We start from the raw sequence: 15,803 nt of genomic DNA on the forward strand, positions 1-15,803 counted from the left end.
TGTTCGGAACACAGAGGCGTTAGCATAGCGCAATGTCTTCCCCCGACCCTCTGCCCGTGTCCCCGGGCGCTCCGTCCGAGGCCTCGCCTGCGACGTCGCATGATGTCCTGATCGTCGGTGGCGGCCTGGTCGGCGCCAGTCTCGCGATCGCGCTGGATCGCACCGGCCTGGATGTCGCGATGGTCGAAGCCGCGCCGGCCGGTGCGCTGCCGGCGGTGTTCGACCAGCGCAACCTCAGCCTCGCCGAGGCCAGCGTCAACGCTCTGCGCACCCTCGGCGTGCTGCCGCGACTGCGCACGCCGACCGGGGCGATCCGCCGTATCCACATCAGTCGCAGCGGCGACTTCGGCCGCGTCCTGCTGCAGGCCGCCGAGCACGGGCGCGACAGCTTTGGCCAGGTAGTGGTCGCTCGCGACTTCGGTGACGCGCTGGAGGCGACGCTCGCCGCGCTGCCCCGCCTGCGCCGCTACCGACCGGCCCGGTTCCTGGGCTTCAGCATCGATGGGGCGCAGGACGACCGTCGCGTCGCGCGCGTCGCGACCGAGGCCGGCGAATTGCGCATCGCCGCCTGTCTCGTCGTCGCGGCCGACGGCACCGCCAGCGCGGTGCGCGATGCGCTGGGCATCGCGACGCAGCGCCATGATTACGACCAGACACTGTTCGTCGCCCGCGTGCGCGGCGAACGCGCGCCCGACGGCACCGCCTGGGAGCGTCTGACCGACCATGGCCCCACGGCCGTGCTGCCGCGCGGCGACGGGCATTACGGCGTGATCCACGGCGTGGCCCGGGACGATGCCGATGCCGTCGCCGCGCTCGACGATGCCGCCTATCTCGCGCGGCTGCAGCGGGCCTTCGGCTGGCGTGCCGGGCGTTTCCTCCATGTGGGCCCGCGCAGCACCTACCCGATGGTGCGCGTCCTTGCCGAGCGCACCGTGGCGCCGCGCGCGGTGCTGGTCGGCAATGCCGCGCAGACCCTGCACCCGATCGGCGCGCAGGGCTTCAATCTCGGCCTGCGCGATGCGCTGACCCTGGTCGAGTGCATCGAAGCCGCGCAAGCGCGCGGCGATGACATCGGCAGCGCGGCGGTGCTGGCCGACTGGGCCGAGCGCCGGCGCGAGGATCGCGCGCGCACGGCTGCATTCTCCGATGGTCTGGCGCGGACGACCGCGAATCCGTCGACGCTGGCCGCAGCGATGCGCGGCCTCGGATTGTTCGCCCTCGATCACGACGCCGCGCTGCGCGCGCGCGTGGTCGGCGGTGCGATGGGCTATCGCGGCGACGTGCCGCGCCTGTGTCGTGGAGAAGCCGCATGAATCGCCGTTCCGGCCCTGGCCGTCTGACCTCCGGTCGCCGTGTCGATGTCGCCGTCGTCGGCGGTGGCGTGGTCGGCGCGGCCTGCGCGCTGTCGCTGTCGCGGCAGGGCCTGCAGGTCACGCTGATCGAGCGCACCGAACCCACGCCCTGGACCCGCGACGACCACGACCTGCGCGTCTACGCCTTCGCCCCCGACAACGCTGCGCTGTTCGCCGCGCTGGGCGTGTGGGACAGCGTTGATGCCGGACGCGCGCAGCCCTACCGACGCATGCGCGTCTGGGACGCGGCCGGCGGCGACGAACTGTGCTTCGATGCCGACGAAGTCGCGGTGCGCCAGCTGGGCTGGATCGTCGAGAACGCGCTGCTGCAGGACCGACTCTGGGCCGCGCTGCGCGCGTCGGACGTGGTGTTGCGCTGTCCGGCGTCGGTGGTCGCGTTGACCCAGGACAGCGATGCAGACCCTGAAGGCGTGGCGACCCTCGAACTCGACGACGGCCTGCGCATCGAGGCGCGGATCGCGATCGCTGCGGATGGCGGCCGTTCCGCGCTGCGCGATCTCGCCGGCATCACCACCCGCACCGCCGGCTACGGTCAGCAGGGCGTGGTGGCCTACATCGCCACCGAGCACCCGCACGAAGACACCGCCTGGCAGCGCTTTCTGCCGACCGGGCCGCTGGCCTTCCTGCCCTGCGCGCCGTGGCCGGATGCGCCGCACGTCAGTTCGATCGTGTGGACGCTGCCCGAGGACGAAGCCACGCGCGTGGTCGCGCTCGACGATGTCGCCTTCGCCGAGGAGCTGACCCGCGCGTTCGCCTCGCGGCTCGGCGCCTGCCGTCCGCTCACGCCACGCGTCGCGTTCCCGCTGCGCCGGCAGCTCGCACAGACCTATGTCCAGGGCCGCGTGCTCGCGATGGGCGACGCCGCGCACGTGGTCCATCCGCTGGCCGGGCAGGGCGTCAATCTCGGCCTGCGCGACGTGGCCGCACTGCGCGACATGGTCGTCTCGGCGCAGGCGCGCAAGGCCGACTGGGCCGCGCCGCATCGCCTCGCCCGCTGGGCGCGTGCCCGCCGCAGCGACGCCACCGCATCTGCCTACGCCTTCGGCGCGATCAACCGCGTGTTTTCCAACGACGACCTGGTCACCACCCTGTTGCGCGGCCATGCGTTGGGACTGGCCGGGAAGATCGCGCCGCTCAACCGCGCGCTGTGGCGCCACGCGGCCGGTGTATGAACTGCATCCACCTCCAGGATTCCCGTTCCGCATGCTGATCCACTGGAATTTCGATCCGATCGCGCTGCAGATCGGGCAAGTCTCCCTGCGCTGGTACGGGCTGCTGTTCGTCGGCGGTTTCTTCGTCGGCCAGCGCATCCTCGCTCGCATGTTCCGTCGCGAAGGCGTGCCCGAACAGCACGCCGATGCGCTGCTGATGTACGCGCTGATCGGCGCGGTGCTCGGTGCGCGCATCGTGCACTGCCTGTTCTACGAGCCCGCGTACTATCTGGCGAATCCGCTGGCGATCCTGCGCATCTGGGAAGGCGGGCTGGCCAGCCATGGTGGCGTCATCGGCGTGGTCGTCGGCATGTGGCTGGCCTGCCGGAAGCTGCAGCTGCCGTTCGCCTGGCTGCTGGATCGCATGGCCATTCCTTCGGCGCTGGTTGCGGTGTTCATCCGCACGGCGAACTTCCTGAATTCCGAGATCGTCGGCAATCCGACGGGTGGGCAATGGGGCGTGGTCTTCGAAGCGATCGATGCACTGCCGCGTCATCCGGCGCAGCTGTACGAAGCCTTCGGCTATCTGCTGACCTTCCTCGTGCTGCGCGCGATCTACGCGCGCACCGGCGCCGACACCCCGCGCGGCCTGCTCCTCGGCTGGATGCTGGTCCTGATCTTCGGCGTGCGCATCCTCGTGGAATTCGTGAAGACCCCGCAGGCGGCCTACGAAGCGGGCCAGCTGATCTCGGTCGGGCAATGGCTGAGCCTGCCGTTCGTGCTCTTCGGCATCGTGCTGCTCGTCCGCGCGCGTCGGCCTGCATCCGGGCAGGCCTGACCGCGTGCAGGCGCTGACCGGCACGCGGCTGTGGTTGGTGGTCGCCGCTGCGATGCTGGCGTTCGCGGGCAACTCGGTGCTGTGTCGGTTGGCCTTGCGCGATGGCGGCATCGACGCGGCGAGCTTCACGTCGCTGCGGCTGGTGTCCGGTGCGCTCGTGCTCTGGTCGATCGTCCGCTTGCGCAGCGGTGCGCGTACCGGTGGCGACCTGGTGTCTGCGTTCGCGCTGTTCGTCTACGCCGCCGGCTTCTCCTTCGCCTACGTCTCGCTGTCGACCGGCACCGGCGCGCTGCTGCTGTTCGGTGCGGTGCAGGCGACGATGATCGGTCACGGCCTGTTCGCCGGTGAACGGCTCGCGGCGCTGCAATGGTGCGGACTCGCGTTGGCGCTGGCCGGTCTCATCGGCCTGCTCCTGCCCGGCGTCTCCGCGCCGCCGGTGGGCGGGGCGCTGCTGATGGTCGCTGCCGGCATCGCCTGGGGTGCGTATTCCCTGCGCGGACGCGGCGCAGGCGACGCCACCGCGAAGACCGCCGGCAACTTCATCCGCGCGGTCCCGTTCGCCCTGGTGCTCAGCTTGTTCCTGCTGCGCGATGCCCATGCGGATGCCGTCGGAATCCTGTGCGCCTTGATCTCCGGCGCGCTGACCTCCGGCGTCGGTTATGCGATCTGGTACACAGCATTGCCGCACCTGCGCGCCGCCAGCGCCGCCACCGTGCAGCTGAGCGTCCCCGCGATCGCCGCGATCGCCGGCATCATGCTGCTGGGCGAGCCGCCGACCTGGCGACTGCTGTTCGCGACGCTGGCGATCCTTGGGGGGATTGGACTGGTGGTGCGTGCGCAATCACGCAAGGTGTGACGCCGAGCCGCTACTCCAACTCCCGATGATACGTCGCGACCTCGCGCCAGCCCTTGTCGCGGGCGTGTGCGGCGAGGGTTTCGGCGAGGTAGACCGAGCGGTGCTTGCCGCCGGTGCAGCCGAAGGCGACCGTGATGTAGCTGCGGGTGTCGGCCTGGATGCGCGGCATCCAGGTATCGAGGAAAGTCGTGACCTGGGCGACGTATTCGCCGACTTCCGGTTGCGCGGCGAGATAGTCGCGCACGCCCTGGTCGCGTCCGGACAGCGGGCGCAGCCTCGCGTCCCAGTGCGGATTGGGCAGGCAGCGCGCGTCGAAGACGAAGTCGGCGTCGGCGGGCACGCCGCGGCGGTAGGCGAAGGATTCGAACAGCAGCGAGACCGGGCGTTCCGCCGCGAGGTCCAGTTCTGCGATCACGCGCCGGCGCATTTGGTGGACGTTGGTCTCGCTGGTGTCGATGCTGATGTCGGCCAGTGCGCGCAGCGGCTTCAGCATGCGCCGTTCCAGCGCGATCGCGTCGTGCAGGGTCAGGCCGAGGTGGCTCAGCGGATGGCGGCGACGGGTTTCGGCGTAACGCTTGATCAGCACATCGTCGCTGGCGTCGAAGAATACGAGTTTCGGATCGAGGCCCAGTTCGCCGGCCTTGGACAGCAGCGAGGGCAGGGTCGAGAGATCGGTGTTGCGGCTGCGCACGTCGATGCCGACGGCGAGCTTGGGCGGCAGGTCGCTCTTGCCGGTCGCGCTGCGCACGAATTCGGGCAGCAGCTCCGCCGGCAGGTTGTCGACGCAGTAGAAATCGAGGTCTTCGAAGGTGTGCAGCGCGATCGACTTGCCACTGCCCGACATGCCGCTGACGATGATCAGTTTCGGGTTCGCGGCCACGCGTTCGGTATCGGGCGGGGTCATTCCGCGCGCTCCAGGAAATGCGAGTGGCGGGCCATGAACGCCGCGGCCGGGTCGACGCCCTTGATGCGAAGGATGTGCGCGCGCGCAGCGGCTTCGGTGAGCACGGCGAGGTTGCGGCCGGGCATCACTGGCAGGGTGATCATCGGCACATCGAGGTCGAGCACACGACGCGAGCCGAGCTCGCCGGTGAGGCGTTCGATGCCGGTCGCCTGCGGTTCCAGGTGCGGGCGCGTCAGGTGCACGATCAGGCGCAGGTACTTGTTCCGCTTGACCGCGGTGTCGCCGAACATCTGACGCACGTTGAGGATGCCCAGGCCGCGCACTTCCAGCAGGTCCTGCAGCAGGTCCGGGCAGGCGCCATCGAGCACGTCGGGCGCGATCTGGGTGAATTCCGGCGCGTCGTCGGCGACGAGGCGGTGGCCGCGCGTCACCAGCTCCAGCGCCAGTTCGCTCTTGCCCGCGCCGGATTCCCCGGTGATCAGCACGCCGATCGAATAGATCTCCATGAACACGCCATGCACGGTCAGGCGCGGTGCGAGCTTGCGCGCGAGGTGATACTGGACGTGGTTGAACAGCTCGTGGCCGCGACGCGGCGAGCACCACAGCGGGGTGTCCGATTCCTCGGCAGCGGCGCGCAGGTCCTCGGGGCAGGGCTGGCTCTTGCTGATCACCATCGCCAGCGGCCGGAACTGGATCATCTTCTCGATCGTCTCCCAGCGCTGGCGCGCATCGAGCGCGTCCAGCCAGGCCAGTTCCTCGGTGCCGAGGATCTGCACCTTGTTCGGGTAGATGATGTTCAGGTAGCCGGCGAGGGACGGCCGGCGGGCGACGGTGTCGACGGCCTCCAGCACGCGCTCCTGCCCGCGTTGTCCTGCTACCCAGCGCAGGCCCAGGCGCTCGTGCAGTTGGTCGAACAGGTCGCGGGCGCTGATGCTGGCGTTCATGTCGGAGGTGGTGACCGAAGGTGGCGTGGAACGATGCGTGGACAAGAGAACGACCGCAGCGATGCGCGGCGGGTGCCGCCGCATCGAACTGCGGTCGTCGGTGGCGTCTTGGCGGGGCTCAGCGGATCAGCCGGCATCCCCCAACTGGGCGAGGCTTTCGCCGCGGTGATGATCGACCATCTTTTCCTTGTGCTTCAATAGCAGTCGATCCAGTTTGTCGGCGAGGAGGTCGATGGCGGCATACATGTCCTGGCCGTTGGCGTCGGCATGCAGGGTGCGGCCGGCGATGTGGACGGTGGCTTCGGCGCAGTGTTGCGGCTTGTTGATGCTCAGCTGGGTGCGGACGGTGTCCATCGGGTGTTCGAAATGCCGACCGAGTCGCGCGAGCTTGGTTTCGACGTAGTCGCGCAGGGCGGGAGTGACTTCGAGCTGGTGGCCGTGGGTTTCGATACGCATCGACGGTGTCCTCTGGATGCCGGGCCTGGGCGCACATCGCCGCGTGGGGCCCGGACGGCCACCGCCGCGATGCCGACAATGCCGTTTCCGACACTGTCGTACCGGGAGAGATCGGGCCCGCGGGCTTCGATTGCAAGGCCCTGTCGCGCCCGAACCATCCCTCGTTCACAGAGTACCCCAGCGGGGCGGCGGCGCAAGCGCGGAATGCGCTGTTTTTTGACTGCGATCAGCCCGTGCGGCGCGCGCGATCCGCGTATCAGGCCATCCGCACGCGTTCATGCGAGGCGGGAATGTTCATCGCCTCGCGGTACTTCGCGACGGTGCGACGTGCCACCGGCACGCCGGAGGCCTTGAGCGTGTCGGCCAGCTTGGCATCGGACAGCGGCTTGCGCGGATTCTCGGCTTCGATCAGCCGCTTGATCATCGACTGGATCGCGGTACTGGAGGTCTCGCCGCCTTCGTCGCTGCCCACGCCCGAGGCGAAGAAGCTGCGAAGTGGCAGCGTGCCGCGCGGTGTCATCGCGTATTTGCGCGCGATCGCACGCGAAACGGTCGATTCGTGCAGGCCCACTTCCGCGGCGACTTCGCGCAGGGTGAGCGGGCGCAGTGCCTGCTCGCCGAATTCCAGATAGCCCGATTGCTGGCGGATCAGGCAGCGCACGACCTTGAGCAGGGTGTCGCCCCGCGCTTCCAGGTGCTTGAGCAGCCAACGGGCTTCCTGCAGGCGTCCGCGCAGGTAGCTGGCATCGCTGCTGCTGGCGCGCTGGATCATGCTCTCGTAGCCGCGATGGATGGTCAGCCGGGTGTGGCTGCCGGCCAGCGCAGCGCGCCAGATGCCCTGGTGGCGCCAGATCACGCAGTCCGGGGTGATGTAGGTGTCCGCGCTCATGCCCCCGACCTGCGAGCCCGGGCGCGGGTCGAGCGACCTCACCAGATGCAGGGCGACCGCGATGTCATCGGCTGGCGCCGCCAGTTCGTGCGCCAGCCCGTCGGCGCCGATTTTCGGCAGCCGCTCCAGCGGACCGGCCACGATCCGCAGCGCCAGTGCCTTGCCCGGCGTGTCGTCGGAGAGCGCTTCGATCTGCAGGGTCAGGCATTCGCGCAGGTCCCGCGCGCCCACGCCCAGCGGGTCGAAACGCTGGATCTGGCGCAGCACCGCGAGGATTTCGGCCGGATTTGCATCGATCTCCGGTTGCAGCGTCTGCGCGATCTCCTCCAGCGGTTCGCGCAGGTAGCCATCGTCTTCGATCGCGTCGATCAGCGCGGCGCCGATCTGCATGTCCCGCGCCGACAGCCGGGTCAGGCGCAGTTGCCAGGACAGGTGGTCGTGCAGGGATTCGGTGTGGACCAGGCGGTCCATCGGGTCGAGGCCGTCTTCGTCTCCGCCCGATCCGCTGCCGGTGCCGGAACTGGTGGTGTTCCAGCTGTCCGGCGGCTCCCAGTCGGCCTCGTCGCTCTCGCGCGGCGTATCGGAGGCATCCTCGGCCGCCGGGACCGGCGCTTCCGGTGCGGGGATCTCGGGCATGCCTTCAGGCGTTTCCGCCGAAGCCTCGGCTTCGTCCCAGTCCAGCAGCGGGTTGCTTTCGACCGCCGTGGTGATTTCGGCCTCGAGTTCGAGCGACGACAACTGCAGCAGATGCAGGGCCTGACGCAGTTGCGGCGTCAGGACCAGTTGCTGCCCGAGCGATGTCTGCAGGCGAGGCTTCATGTCCCTATGGTAGTGCGATCCCGGCGCTTGGCGCGATCCTTGCGTGCAATTATTTTGAGACGCGGCTCGCGCTTCCCGGTGCGCTGTGCATGTCCTCGGATACCGCGCGGCTCTAGACGCGCGGATGCCCTGCGCGACCTTACAGGGTGAACGCGTCGCCGAGATAGACGCGACGCACGTCCTGGTTGGCGAGCAATGCTTCGGGCGCACCCTGGGCGAGCACGGCGCCTTCGCTGAGGATGTAGGCGCGATCGCAGATGCCGAGCGTCTCGCGGACGCTGTGGTCGGTGATCAGCACGCCGATCCCGCGGTTCTTCAGATGACGGATGATGCGCTGGATCTCGCCGACCGAAATCGGGTCGACGCCCGCGAACGGCTCGTCGAGCAGCATCAGCCTGGGCTTCGCGGCCAGTGCGCGCGCGATCTCCACGCGCCGGCGCTCGCCACCGGAGAGGCTGGCGCCGATCTGGTCGGCCACATGCGTCACCTGCAGTTCGTCCAGCAGGCTTTCCAGCTCGCGCTCGCGGCTCGCGCGATTCAGATCCGGACGCAGTTCCAGCACCAGGCGCAGGTTGTCGGCCACGGTGAGTTTGCGGAACACCGACGGTTCCTGCGGCAGATAGCCGACGCCGCGCTTGGCGCGGGCGTACATCGGTTCGCCGGTGATGTCGTGTCCGTCCAGCACGATGCGGCCGGCATCGGCCGGCACCAGGCCGACGATCATGTAGAAACAGGTGGTCTTGCCAGCGCCGTTCGGTCCGAGCAGGCCGACCACTTCACCCGCGTCCAGGCGCAGGCCGAAATTGCGGACGACCTCGCGCGACTTGTAGCGCTTGCGCAGCCCTTCGGCGACCAGCATCAGGGTTTGCCCTGCGTCGCCGGCTTGGCCTGGGCGGTCTTGGGCAGGATGCGCATCGTGACCGGGCCGTTGCCTTCGCCGCCGCTTTCGACGCGGCTGGTCTTGAGGTCGTAGGTCATCTTCTGGCCGCTGGTGCTGCCGCGCGCGGTGGTGACGGTGTAGTTGCCGGTGAGCACGATCACGTCGGTGCCCATGTCGTAATCGATGCGGTCGGCCTTGGCGGTCATCCAGGTGCCGTCGTCCATCTGCTGCTTGAGCTGCGCCTGGCTGCCGGTGAGCACTGCGCGGACGACATCGCCGCCGCGCTGGTGGATGTCGGCGCGGGCGGCCTGGATGTCCAGCGTGCCCTGGGAGATGGTGACGCCACCGGACAGCACGTTCACGCTGTTGCCGTCGAGCGTGCCCTCCTGCTTGCCGGCCTTGATGTCCATCGGCTGGTTGCGGTCGGTGCCGCGCGCCCAGGCGAAGGCCGGCAGTGCGACCGCGACGACCAGGGCCGAGAGCAGCATGCCGCGCACGGTGCGCGCAACGACGGAGACAGGAGTCTTAGCGACGGGCTGGGACATAGCGGGTTTTGACCTCGGATCGGAACACGTAGCGTTTCGTGGCCGTGGACACCGCAAAGCCGCGTCCACTGAGTATAGAGCCGGGCTGAACGATGGTCATCACATCGTCGGTTTCGGCCAGATTCCTGCGGGGAAACACCCGCAGGGTCTCGGTATTCATGGTCACCGGGCGCACCGTGGCGGCCGGGCTGTTGGCCTTGACCTCGCCCGACAGCTGGATCTCTTCCTGGTCGGCACTGACCCAACCCTGCTTCGAGCGGATTTCCCAGTGCTGGCCTTCCGCGTTCGGGATCAGGAACAGCGGCGTCGCCAGCGACATCGTCGCGTCGTCGGGACGGCGTTCCAGGCGCGGGGCGCGCAGGGTGAACGATTCTTTGCCTTCGCCGTCGAGCGCAGTCAGCTCGAAGTCGTGCAGCACGTAGTCCGGGCGATTGTCGGCGACGCGCGCCTGTGGTGCCGGACGCTGCTGGTTCCACACGGCCCAGCCGGCGACGAGCGCGCCGAGCGACAGCAGCAGGATCACCACGGTACGCCAGCTCACGAGACTTCCCCGCGTGCGGCAGGCGGCAGCGGATCGTCGATGCGGCCCTGCGCGGCCAACAGCAGGTCGCACAGCTCGCGCGCGGCCCCCTTGCCGGCCTTCGCGGCAGTGCGCAGTTCGGCGGCAGCGGCGGTCAGGTCGTGGGCATTGCCGGGGGTGGCGGACAGGCCCACGGCCCGCATCGCCGGCAGGTCGGGCAGGTCGTCGCCCATGAAGCAGACCGCGTCGAGGCCGATGCCCAGCTCCGCGCAGAGTGCGCGCACGCAGGCCAGCTTGTCCTTCACGCCGATGTGGCAGCGCACGCCCAGCTCGCGGGCGCGGCGTTCGGCCACTTCGCTGCGGCGCGCCGTGACGAACGCGACCTCGATCCCGCACTGGCGCAGCAGGACGATGCCCTGGCCGTCGTGGACGTGGAAGCTCTTGGTTTCGCGTCCGTCGGCGTCCAGGGTCAGGCGGCCGTCGGTCAGGGTGCCGTCGACGTCGAAGCACACCAGGCGGATGTTGCCGGCGCGCGCCATCAGCTCGGTGTCGCCGGCGGCACGGCGGGCGAGGGGCAGGGTGTCCATGGCAGCGTCGATCACGGTGCTTCCCATGCTCAGACCACCCGCGCCCGCAGCAGATCGTGGATGTTCAGCGCGCCGACCACGCGGCGCTCGCCATCGATCACCAGCAGTGCGTTGATCTTGCGGGTTTCCATCAGTTGCGCGGCCTCGACGGCGAGCGCGTCGGCGTCGATGGTGACCGGGGTGCGGGTCATCAGCTGTTCGATCCGGGTGCCGTGCACGTCGGTCGCGGGGTCGGACAGCGAGCGGCGCAGGTCGCCGTCGGTGTACAGGCCGAGCAGGCGGCGGTCGGCATCGACCACGGCGGTCATGCCCAGCCGCTTGCGGCTCATCTCCAACAGGGCATCGCCGAGGGTGGCGTCCGGCCCGACGGCGGGGATCTCGTCGCCCGAATGCATGACGTCGGCGATGTGCAGCAGCAGCCGGCGGCCGAGCGCGCCGGCGGGATGGGAGCGGGCGAAGTCGTCGGAGGTGAAGCCGCGGGCTTCGAGCAGGGCCACGGCGAGGGCGTCGCCCATGGCCAGCGAGGCGGTGGTGCTGGCGGTCGGGGCCAGGGCCAGCGGGCAGGCCTCGGCCGGGACGCTGACGTCGAGGTGCAGGTCGGCCTCGCGGGCGAGGGTGGACTGCGGACGGCCGGTCATCGCGATCAGGGTGTTGCCCTGGCGCTTGAGCACCGGCAGCAGCATCAGGATTTCGTCGGATTCGCCCGAGTAGGACAGGGCCAGGACCACGTCGCGGTCGGTGATCATGCCCAGGTCGCCGTGCCCGGCCTCGCCGGGATGCACGTAGAAGGCGGGGGTGCCGGTGGAGGCGAGGGTGGCGGCGATCTTCCTTGCCACGTGGCCGGACTTGCCCATGCCGATGCACACGATCCGCCCCGTGCAGGACAGCATGGCGCGGCAGGCGGCGGAGAACTGGCCGTCGATCCGTGCGGAGACGGCCGCGAGCCCGTCGCGCTCGACCTCGAAGACCCGGCGGCCGCTGGCCGCGAGGGCGCCGTCGTCGAGCGAGGCGGCGTCCTGGGTGCCCGCAGGCGATGTAGTGGGGGTGGCGTTCGCCATTGGGGAGCCGGCGGCTTTCCGTTACGCTAGTCGGCCAATTCTACGCACCCGCGTTCAGCTTTGCCCGCACGGGCGATGAATGCCGGTCTTCCCCTCCGAATCGAGGACGATCTCCGCGCGATGCCGGCCCCGGCCGGCGCGGCGGGCGCCTCCCGAACCCACCGGTCCGATCCGCCATGACCCTCGCCATGACCCCCGACACCATCCGCCAGCTCATCGAACAGGGCCTGCCCGGCGCCCGCGCCCACGTGCAGGGCGACGACGGCGTGCATTTCGAAGCGCTGGTGGTCTGCGACGCCTTCCAGGGCAAGCTGCCGCTGGCCCGCCACCGCATGGTCTACGCCACCCTCGGTGACCTGATGGGCGGCGCGATCCACGCCCTGGCGCTGAAGACCGTGACCCCGGCGGAAGCCGGCGTCGCCGACGCCTGATCCGAGCCTGCGCTCATCCGACGCGTCGCGTCGATCCCCCTGAACCCTCCAGACCCAGAACACTCCATGCAGAAAATCGTAGTCACCGGCGGCGTGCCGCTCCAGGGCGAAGTCCGGATTTCCGGCGCGAAGAACGCGGTCCTGCCGATCCTGTGCGCGACCCTGCTCGCCGACGGTCCGGTCGATATCGGCAACGTGCCGCACCTGCACGACGTGGTCACCACGATCAAGGTCCTCCGCGAACTGGGTGCGACGGTCGACCATGACGTCGAACGCGGTCACGTCCGTGTCGATGCGCGCAGCGTGCACAGCCACGTCGCGCCGTACGAACTGGTCAAGACCATGCGCGCGTCGGTGCTGGTGCTGGGCCCGCTGCTGGCGCGCTACGGCGCCGCCGAAGTGTCGCTCCCGGGCGGCTGCGCGATCGGCTCGCGCCCGGTCGACCAGCACATCAAGGGCATGCAGGCGCTGGGCGCCGAAGTCAGCGTCGAACACGGCTTCATCAAGGCTAGGGCCGATCGCCTGAAGGGCGGGCGCGTGGTGTTCGACATGGTCAGCGTGGGCGCGACCGAGAACGTGCTGATGGCCGCCACGCTCGCCGAAGGCACCAGCGTGCTGGAAAACGCCGCGATGGAGCCGGAGATCGTCGATCTGGCCGACTGCCTGATCGCGATGGGCGCGAAGATCGAGGGCGCCGGCAGCAACCGCATCACCGTGCACGGCGTCGAACGCCTGCATGGCGGCAGCCACGATGTCGTGGCCGACCGCATCGAGACCGGCACGTTCCTCGTCGCCGCCGCGATGACCGGCGGCCGCATCGTCTGTCGCGCCACGCGCCCGGACACGCTGGATGCGGTGATCGACAAGCTCACCGAGGCCGGTGCCGAGATCACCGAGGACGCCGACAGCATCACGCTCGACATGCATGGCAAGCGGCCGAAGGCGGTGGACATCACCACCGCGCCGCATCCGGGTTTCCCGACCGACATGCAGGCGCAGTTCATGGCGCTCAACTGCGTCGCCGACGGCGTCGGCATCATCAGCGAAACGATCTTCGAAAACCGCTTCATGCACGTGCAGGAACTGCAGCGCCTCGGCGCGGATATCCGCATCGACGGCCATACCGCCATCGTCCGCGGCCTGCCGCAGCTCAGCGGCGCACCGGTGATGGCCACCGACCTGCGCGCGTCGGCCTCGCTGATCCTCGCCGGCCTGGTCGCCGACGGCGACACCACCATCGACCGCATCTACCACCTCGACCGCGGCTACGAGCGCATCGAGGCCAAGCTCTCGGCGCTCGGCGCGAAGATCCAGCGCGTCGATTGAGGCACGCGCCGCACGCAGAATCGATCCAGGCTGTTTCCACGTTCGATCAGGAGGATCCGAAATGGGCAAGTGGATGGGGTGTTCGTCGATTGCGGCGCTGCTGCTCGCGGCAGGCACTGCCAACGCCATGGAGACCTACGCGGGCGTCATCGAGCTGCAGGATGGCGAGGCGACCTTCCGGGGCTGCGAGCGCGGGGCGAAGGCGTATCCGCTGCGCGACGCCGAGCGGGTGAAGGCGGTGGCGCAGCTGCGCGCTCGGCCTGTGCCGCAGGGCTTCTGGTACGGCGAGGTGACCGGCGAGATCGATCGCGGCGCCGAGGGCGAGGTGCTGACGGTGCTGGCGATCACCGGGCTGCGTCCGGGCATGGGCTGCCAGATGGCCGAGTCCGGGCGCGCCAATGCGAATCCGGCGATGTCGGGGCGCCCAGCAACGCAGCGCGGCACACGGACCGCTGATTCGGCGCGGCTGGGTGACGATGACGGTGGCGGTGATCTTGCGGCGATCGGCGACGAGTGACGCCTCCGGCGATCCGGGAGCGGGTCGCCGTGGATGGGGTCAGCGCGATCGATCGCTGCCTGTCATTGCAGTGATCCCGGCGAAGCTATTTTTGCCACGGATTTCGCGGATGGACGCGGATGAAGCGAAGGCGGAGTGGTTCAACGCATTCCGAAACATCCTGCTTTTCATCCGCGAAAATCCGTGGCCAATGCTTTTACGGCACGTCGCACTTCATCTGGTCGGGGTGTCGACGCATCGCTTCAGCGCACGTTCGTGATGCGCAGGTCGATGTCGTCCTTGCCGTCCTTGCGCTGCAGGATGCGCGCCGGCAGGGCCAGACCCTCGACCACCCAGATCAGCATCTGCTTGTTGCCGCTGCTGGCGACCAGTTTCGTCGCCGGGCGTGGCTTGCCGCCGACGGTCACGGTGTCCTTGCCGGCGACGGTGAAGGCCATCGGCTTGGCGCGGCCTTCGTCGACCAGGCGGTAGCGCAGCGGCTTGCCGGCGACGGCATCGCGGGCGATGGCGAGGTTCAGCAGCAGGCCGTCGACGTCGCCGGGCTGCAGCGCGACCGGGCCGGCGCGTTCGGGTTTCACGTCGCCGGTCCAGCGCGCTTCCCCGGCCGCCCAGTCGTAGACGGCGTTGCGGCGGATCTTCTTGATCAGCAGCAGCGAGGCATCGGTGCCGGTCAGCGGGCGCCAGTCGCCGTTGCGGTCTTCGAACACCGTGGTCTGGGTGAGCTGCGCGACCTTGTTCGCGATCTTCAGCGTGTACTTCCACTGGTTGCCGCCCTGCGGCTCGATGCTCATCTGGCCCGTGGCCGAGAGCCCCATGTAGCTGGCTTCGTAGTCGGCGGTGAAGGGTTCGAGGGCCTGTGCGGGCGCGACGAAGGCGCCGGCGACGAGCGTGAGCGCGGCGAGCGTGCGACGGAGGGGCAGGCGGGACAGGATCGACGACATCAGGGGGTTCCTTCGTATTCGATGAGGTGCAGGTCGACGGCGTCCTCGCCGTCTTCGCGCTGCAGGATGCGCACCGGGGTCGGTACGCCGGCGGCGACCCAGACGACGGTGTCGTCGTTGCCGCCGTTGGTGCGGGCCACGCGCAGGACGTCGTAGCTCAGTTCGCCGACCGACACCGTTTCGGATGCGGCGGCGACCTGGTAGATGTGGTCGCGGACGCGTCCGCCTTCGACGAAACGATAGCGCAGGACGGCGCCTGGGCGGGCGTCGCGCACGATCGCGAGATTGATCAGCAGGCCGCTCATGTCGCCCGGCTGCAGCGGCACCGGCTGCTGGTGGCGTTTCTTGAGGTCGCCGCGCCACTGCGCGGTGGCTTTCACCCAATCGTACGTGCCGGTGCTCTTGCGGCCGAGGAACAGGCCCTTGCGCACCGTGCTCTGGCTGAGTGGGCGATAGCCGGCGTCGCCGCTCTCGAACACGGTGCTCTGCTGCACGTTCAGGCCGAGCACCCCGGCCATGCCTTTTTCTCCGTCGATGCCCAGGTCCACGCGCCAGCGCGGCGGTGCCTGTCGGACGACCTGGAGCGTGGCGTTGCCCGCCGGCTTGCCGCGGTAGCGCGCGTCGTAGCGGGCGACGAAGGGTTCGAGCGTGCGCGGTGCCTCGGTCTCCGGCCCGGCCGGCGCGGGCGCGATACCCACCTGCGCGATGGCAGGGCCGGCGAGGGCGAGCAGCAGGGCGAGGGCTGGGAAGGGGCGCATGACGGCCGGG

At 69.5% G+C, this 15,803-nt stretch carries 18 protein-coding genes; 7 read left to right on the forward strand and 11 right to left on the reverse strand.

Going from position 1 to position 15,803, the window contains the following annotated elements; all coding sequences use genetic code 11:
* The first annotated feature begins 56 nt into the window (after nucleotides 1–56).
* The 4 genes from ubiH to ACFQ0E_RS11115 are packed head-to-tail and all read left to right on the forward strand — an operon-like array spanning nucleotide 57 to nucleotide 4,218.
* On the forward strand, nucleotides 57–1,313 hold the full coding sequence (ubiH, locus tag ACFQ0E_RS11100) for a 2-octaprenyl-6-methoxyphenyl hydroxylase (RefSeq protein ID WP_386823695.1): 1,257 nt from the start codon (nucleotides 57–59) through the stop codon (nucleotides 1,311–1,313).
* Nucleotides 1,310–2,545 carry an FAD-dependent oxidoreductase gene (locus ACFQ0E_RS11105; protein WP_386823696.1) on the forward strand — a complete coding sequence of 412 codons (1,236 nt, stop codon included), beginning with the start codon at nucleotides 1,310–1,312 and terminating at the stop codon, nucleotides 2,543–2,545. The genes ubiH and ACFQ0E_RS11105 overlap by 4 nt, the downstream gene beginning before the upstream one ends.
* A 31-nt stretch (nucleotides 2,546–2,576) precedes the next feature.
* The gene (gene lgt, locus ACFQ0E_RS11110) at nucleotides 2,577–3,362 is read left to right on the forward strand and encodes a prolipoprotein diacylglyceryl transferase (RefSeq protein WP_386823697.1); all 786 of its coding nucleotides are present in this window, start codon (nucleotides 2,577–2,579) and stop codon (nucleotides 3,360–3,362) included.
* Between the two features lie 4 nt (nucleotides 3,363–3,366).
* Nucleotides 3,367–4,218 carry a DMT family transporter gene (locus ACFQ0E_RS11115; RefSeq protein WP_386823698.1) on the forward strand — a complete coding sequence of 284 codons (852 nt, stop codon included), beginning with the start codon at nucleotides 3,367–3,369 and terminating at the stop codon, nucleotides 4,216–4,218.
* Between the two features lie 10 nt (nucleotides 4,219–4,228).
* On the opposite strand, the gene rapZ is transcribed toward ACFQ0E_RS11115, so the two are convergent.
* From rapZ to ACFQ0E_RS11160, 9 genes are all read right to left on the reverse strand, one after another.
* Nucleotides 4,229–5,122 (reverse strand): RNase adapter RapZ, encoded by an 894-nt coding sequence (gene rapZ / locus ACFQ0E_RS11120; RefSeq protein WP_386823699.1) that lies wholly within the window; start codon nucleotides 5,120–5,122, stop codon nucleotides 4,229–4,231.
* Nucleotides 5,119–6,066, reverse strand: a complete 948-nt coding sequence (gene hprK / locus ACFQ0E_RS11125) for an HPr(Ser) kinase/phosphatase (protein ID WP_386823700.1) — start codon at nucleotides 6,064–6,066, stop codon at nucleotides 5,119–5,121. Before hprK ends, rapZ begins: the two co-directional genes overlap by 4 nt.
* A 126-nt stretch (nucleotides 6,067–6,192) precedes the next feature.
* The gene (hpf, locus tag ACFQ0E_RS11130) at nucleotides 6,193–6,522 is read right to left on the reverse strand and encodes a ribosome hibernation-promoting factor, HPF/YfiA family (RefSeq protein WP_386823701.1); all 330 of its coding nucleotides are present in this window, start codon (nucleotides 6,520–6,522) and stop codon (nucleotides 6,193–6,195) included.
* Between the two features lie 256 nt (nucleotides 6,523–6,778).
* Entirely contained in the window at nucleotides 6,779–8,230 is a 1,452-nt protein-coding gene (locus ACFQ0E_RS11135) for an RNA polymerase factor sigma-54 (protein ID WP_386823702.1), read from the reverse strand.
* A 139-nt stretch (nucleotides 8,231–8,369) separates the two neighbouring features.
* Nucleotides 8,370–9,089, reverse strand: a complete 720-nt coding sequence (gene lptB, locus ACFQ0E_RS11140; RefSeq protein WP_386823703.1) for an LPS export ABC transporter ATP-binding protein — start codon at nucleotides 9,087–9,089, stop codon at nucleotides 8,370–8,372.
* Nucleotides 9,089–9,655, reverse strand: a complete 567-nt coding sequence (gene lptA, locus ACFQ0E_RS11145; protein WP_386823704.1) for a lipopolysaccharide transport periplasmic protein LptA — start codon at nucleotides 9,653–9,655, stop codon at nucleotides 9,089–9,091. The genes lptB and lptA overlap by 1 nt, the downstream gene beginning before the upstream one ends.
* Nucleotides 9,636–10,178, reverse strand: coding sequence for an LPS export ABC transporter periplasmic protein LptC (lptC, locus tag ACFQ0E_RS11150; RefSeq protein ID WP_386823705.1), 543 nt, complete (start codon nucleotides 10,176–10,178; stop codon nucleotides 9,636–9,638). The genes lptA and lptC overlap by 20 nt, the downstream gene beginning before the upstream one ends.
* A 14-nt stretch (nucleotides 10,179–10,192) precedes the next feature.
* Nucleotides 10,193–10,762: a KdsC family phosphatase gene (locus ACFQ0E_RS11155; RefSeq protein WP_386823706.1), complete on the reverse strand. Its 570-nt coding sequence runs from the start codon at nucleotides 10,760–10,762 to the stop codon at nucleotides 10,193–10,195.
* Nucleotides 10,763–10,791: 29 nt separating this feature from the next.
* Nucleotides 10,792–11,820: a KpsF/GutQ family sugar-phosphate isomerase gene (locus ACFQ0E_RS11160; RefSeq protein ID WP_386823707.1), complete on the reverse strand. Its 1,029-nt coding sequence runs from the start codon at nucleotides 11,818–11,820 to the stop codon at nucleotides 10,792–10,794.
* Between the two features lie 188 nt (nucleotides 11,821–12,008).
* On the opposite strand from ACFQ0E_RS11160, the gene ACFQ0E_RS11165 reads away from it, so the two are divergent.
* The 3 genes from ACFQ0E_RS11165 to ACFQ0E_RS11175 all read left to right on the forward strand — a co-directional run bounded on the left by ACFQ0E_RS11165 (nucleotide 12,009) and on the right by ACFQ0E_RS11175 (nucleotide 14,094).
* Nucleotides 12,009–12,251 (forward strand): BolA family protein, encoded by a 243-nt coding sequence (locus tag ACFQ0E_RS11165; protein WP_137851137.1) that lies wholly within the window; start codon nucleotides 12,009–12,011, stop codon nucleotides 12,249–12,251.
* A gap of 66 nt (nucleotides 12,252–12,317) precedes the next feature.
* Complete coding sequence (gene murA, locus ACFQ0E_RS11170) at nucleotides 12,318–13,577, forward strand: UDP-N-acetylglucosamine 1-carboxyvinyltransferase (protein ID WP_386823708.1); 1,260 nt, start codon at nucleotides 12,318–12,320, stop codon at nucleotides 13,575–13,577.
* Between the two features lie 61 nt (nucleotides 13,578–13,638).
* Nucleotides 13,639–14,094, forward strand: a complete 456-nt coding sequence (locus tag ACFQ0E_RS11175; RefSeq protein WP_386823709.1) for a hypothetical protein — start codon at nucleotides 13,639–13,641, stop codon at nucleotides 14,092–14,094.
* A gap of 242 nt (nucleotides 14,095–14,336) precedes the next feature.
* Here the strand turns inward: ACFQ0E_RS11175 and ACFQ0E_RS11180 are convergent, their stop codons facing one another.
* Entirely contained in the window at nucleotides 14,337–15,035 is a 699-nt protein-coding gene (locus ACFQ0E_RS11180) for a DUF3108 domain-containing protein (protein ID WP_386823710.1), read from the reverse strand.
* Nucleotides 15,035–15,793, reverse strand: coding sequence for a DUF3108 domain-containing protein (locus tag ACFQ0E_RS11185; RefSeq protein WP_386823711.1), 759 nt, complete (start codon nucleotides 15,791–15,793; stop codon nucleotides 15,035–15,037). Before ACFQ0E_RS11185 ends, ACFQ0E_RS11180 begins: the two co-directional genes overlap by 1 nt.
* Between the last annotated feature and the right edge of the window lie 10 nt (nucleotides 15,794–15,803).

The sequence above is a fragment of the Lysobacter brunescens genome, assembly GCF_042677005.1.
GTDB lineage: Bacteria > Pseudomonadota > Gammaproteobacteria > Xanthomonadales > Xanthomonadaceae > Lysobacter_I > Lysobacter_I brunescens.

Coding starts and splice junctions, on each gene's coding strand:
- ACFQ0E_RS11180 (WP_386823710.1), bottom strand. CDS start 15,035: ATGTCGTCGATCCTGTCCCGCCTGCCCCTCCGTCGCACGCTCGCCGCG.
- lptA (WP_386823704.1), bottom strand. CDS start 9,655: ATGTCCCAGCCCGTCGCTAAGACTCCTGTCTCCGTCGTTGCGCGCACC.
- hpf (WP_386823701.1), bottom strand. CDS start 6,522: ATGCGTATCGAAACCCACGGCCACCAGCTCGAAGTCACTCCCGCCCTG.
- ACFQ0E_RS11160 (WP_386823707.1), bottom strand. CDS start 11,820: ATGGCGAACGCCACCCCCACTACATCGCCTGCGGGCACCCAGGACGCC.
- ACFQ0E_RS11185 (WP_386823711.1), bottom strand. CDS start 15,793: ATGCGCCCCTTCCCAGCCCTCGCCCTGCTGCTCGCCCTCGCCGGCCCT.
- ACFQ0E_RS11175 (WP_386823709.1), top strand. CDS start 13,639: ATGGGCAAGTGGATGGGGTGTTCGTCGATTGCGGCGCTGCTGCTCGCG.
- ACFQ0E_RS11105 (WP_386823696.1), top strand. CDS start 1,310: ATGAATCGCCGTTCCGGCCCTGGCCGTCTGACCTCCGGTCGCCGTGTC.
- ACFQ0E_RS11165 (WP_137851137.1), top strand. CDS start 12,009: ATGACCCCCGACACCATCCGCCAGCTCATCGAACAGGGCCTGCCCGGC.
- lgt (WP_386823697.1), top strand. CDS start 2,577: ATGCTGATCCACTGGAATTTCGATCCGATCGCGCTGCAGATCGGGCAA.
- rapZ (WP_386823699.1), bottom strand. CDS start 5,122: ATGACCCCGCCCGATACCGAACGCGTGGCCGCGAACCCGAAACTGATC.
- ACFQ0E_RS11155 (WP_386823706.1), bottom strand. CDS start 10,762: ATGGACACCCTGCCCCTCGCCCGCCGTGCCGCCGGCGACACCGAGCTG.
- murA (WP_386823708.1), top strand. CDS start 12,318: ATGCAGAAAATCGTAGTCACCGGCGGCGTGCCGCTCCAGGGCGAAGTC.
- lptB (WP_386823703.1), bottom strand. CDS start 9,089: ATGCTGGTCGCCGAAGGGCTGCGCAAGCGCTACAAGTCGCGCGAGGTC.
- hprK (WP_386823700.1), bottom strand. CDS start 6,066: ATGAACGCCAGCATCAGCGCCCGCGACCTGTTCGACCAACTGCACGAG.
- ACFQ0E_RS11135 (WP_386823702.1), bottom strand. CDS start 8,230: ATGAAGCCTCGCCTGCAGACATCGCTCGGGCAGCAACTGGTCCTGACG.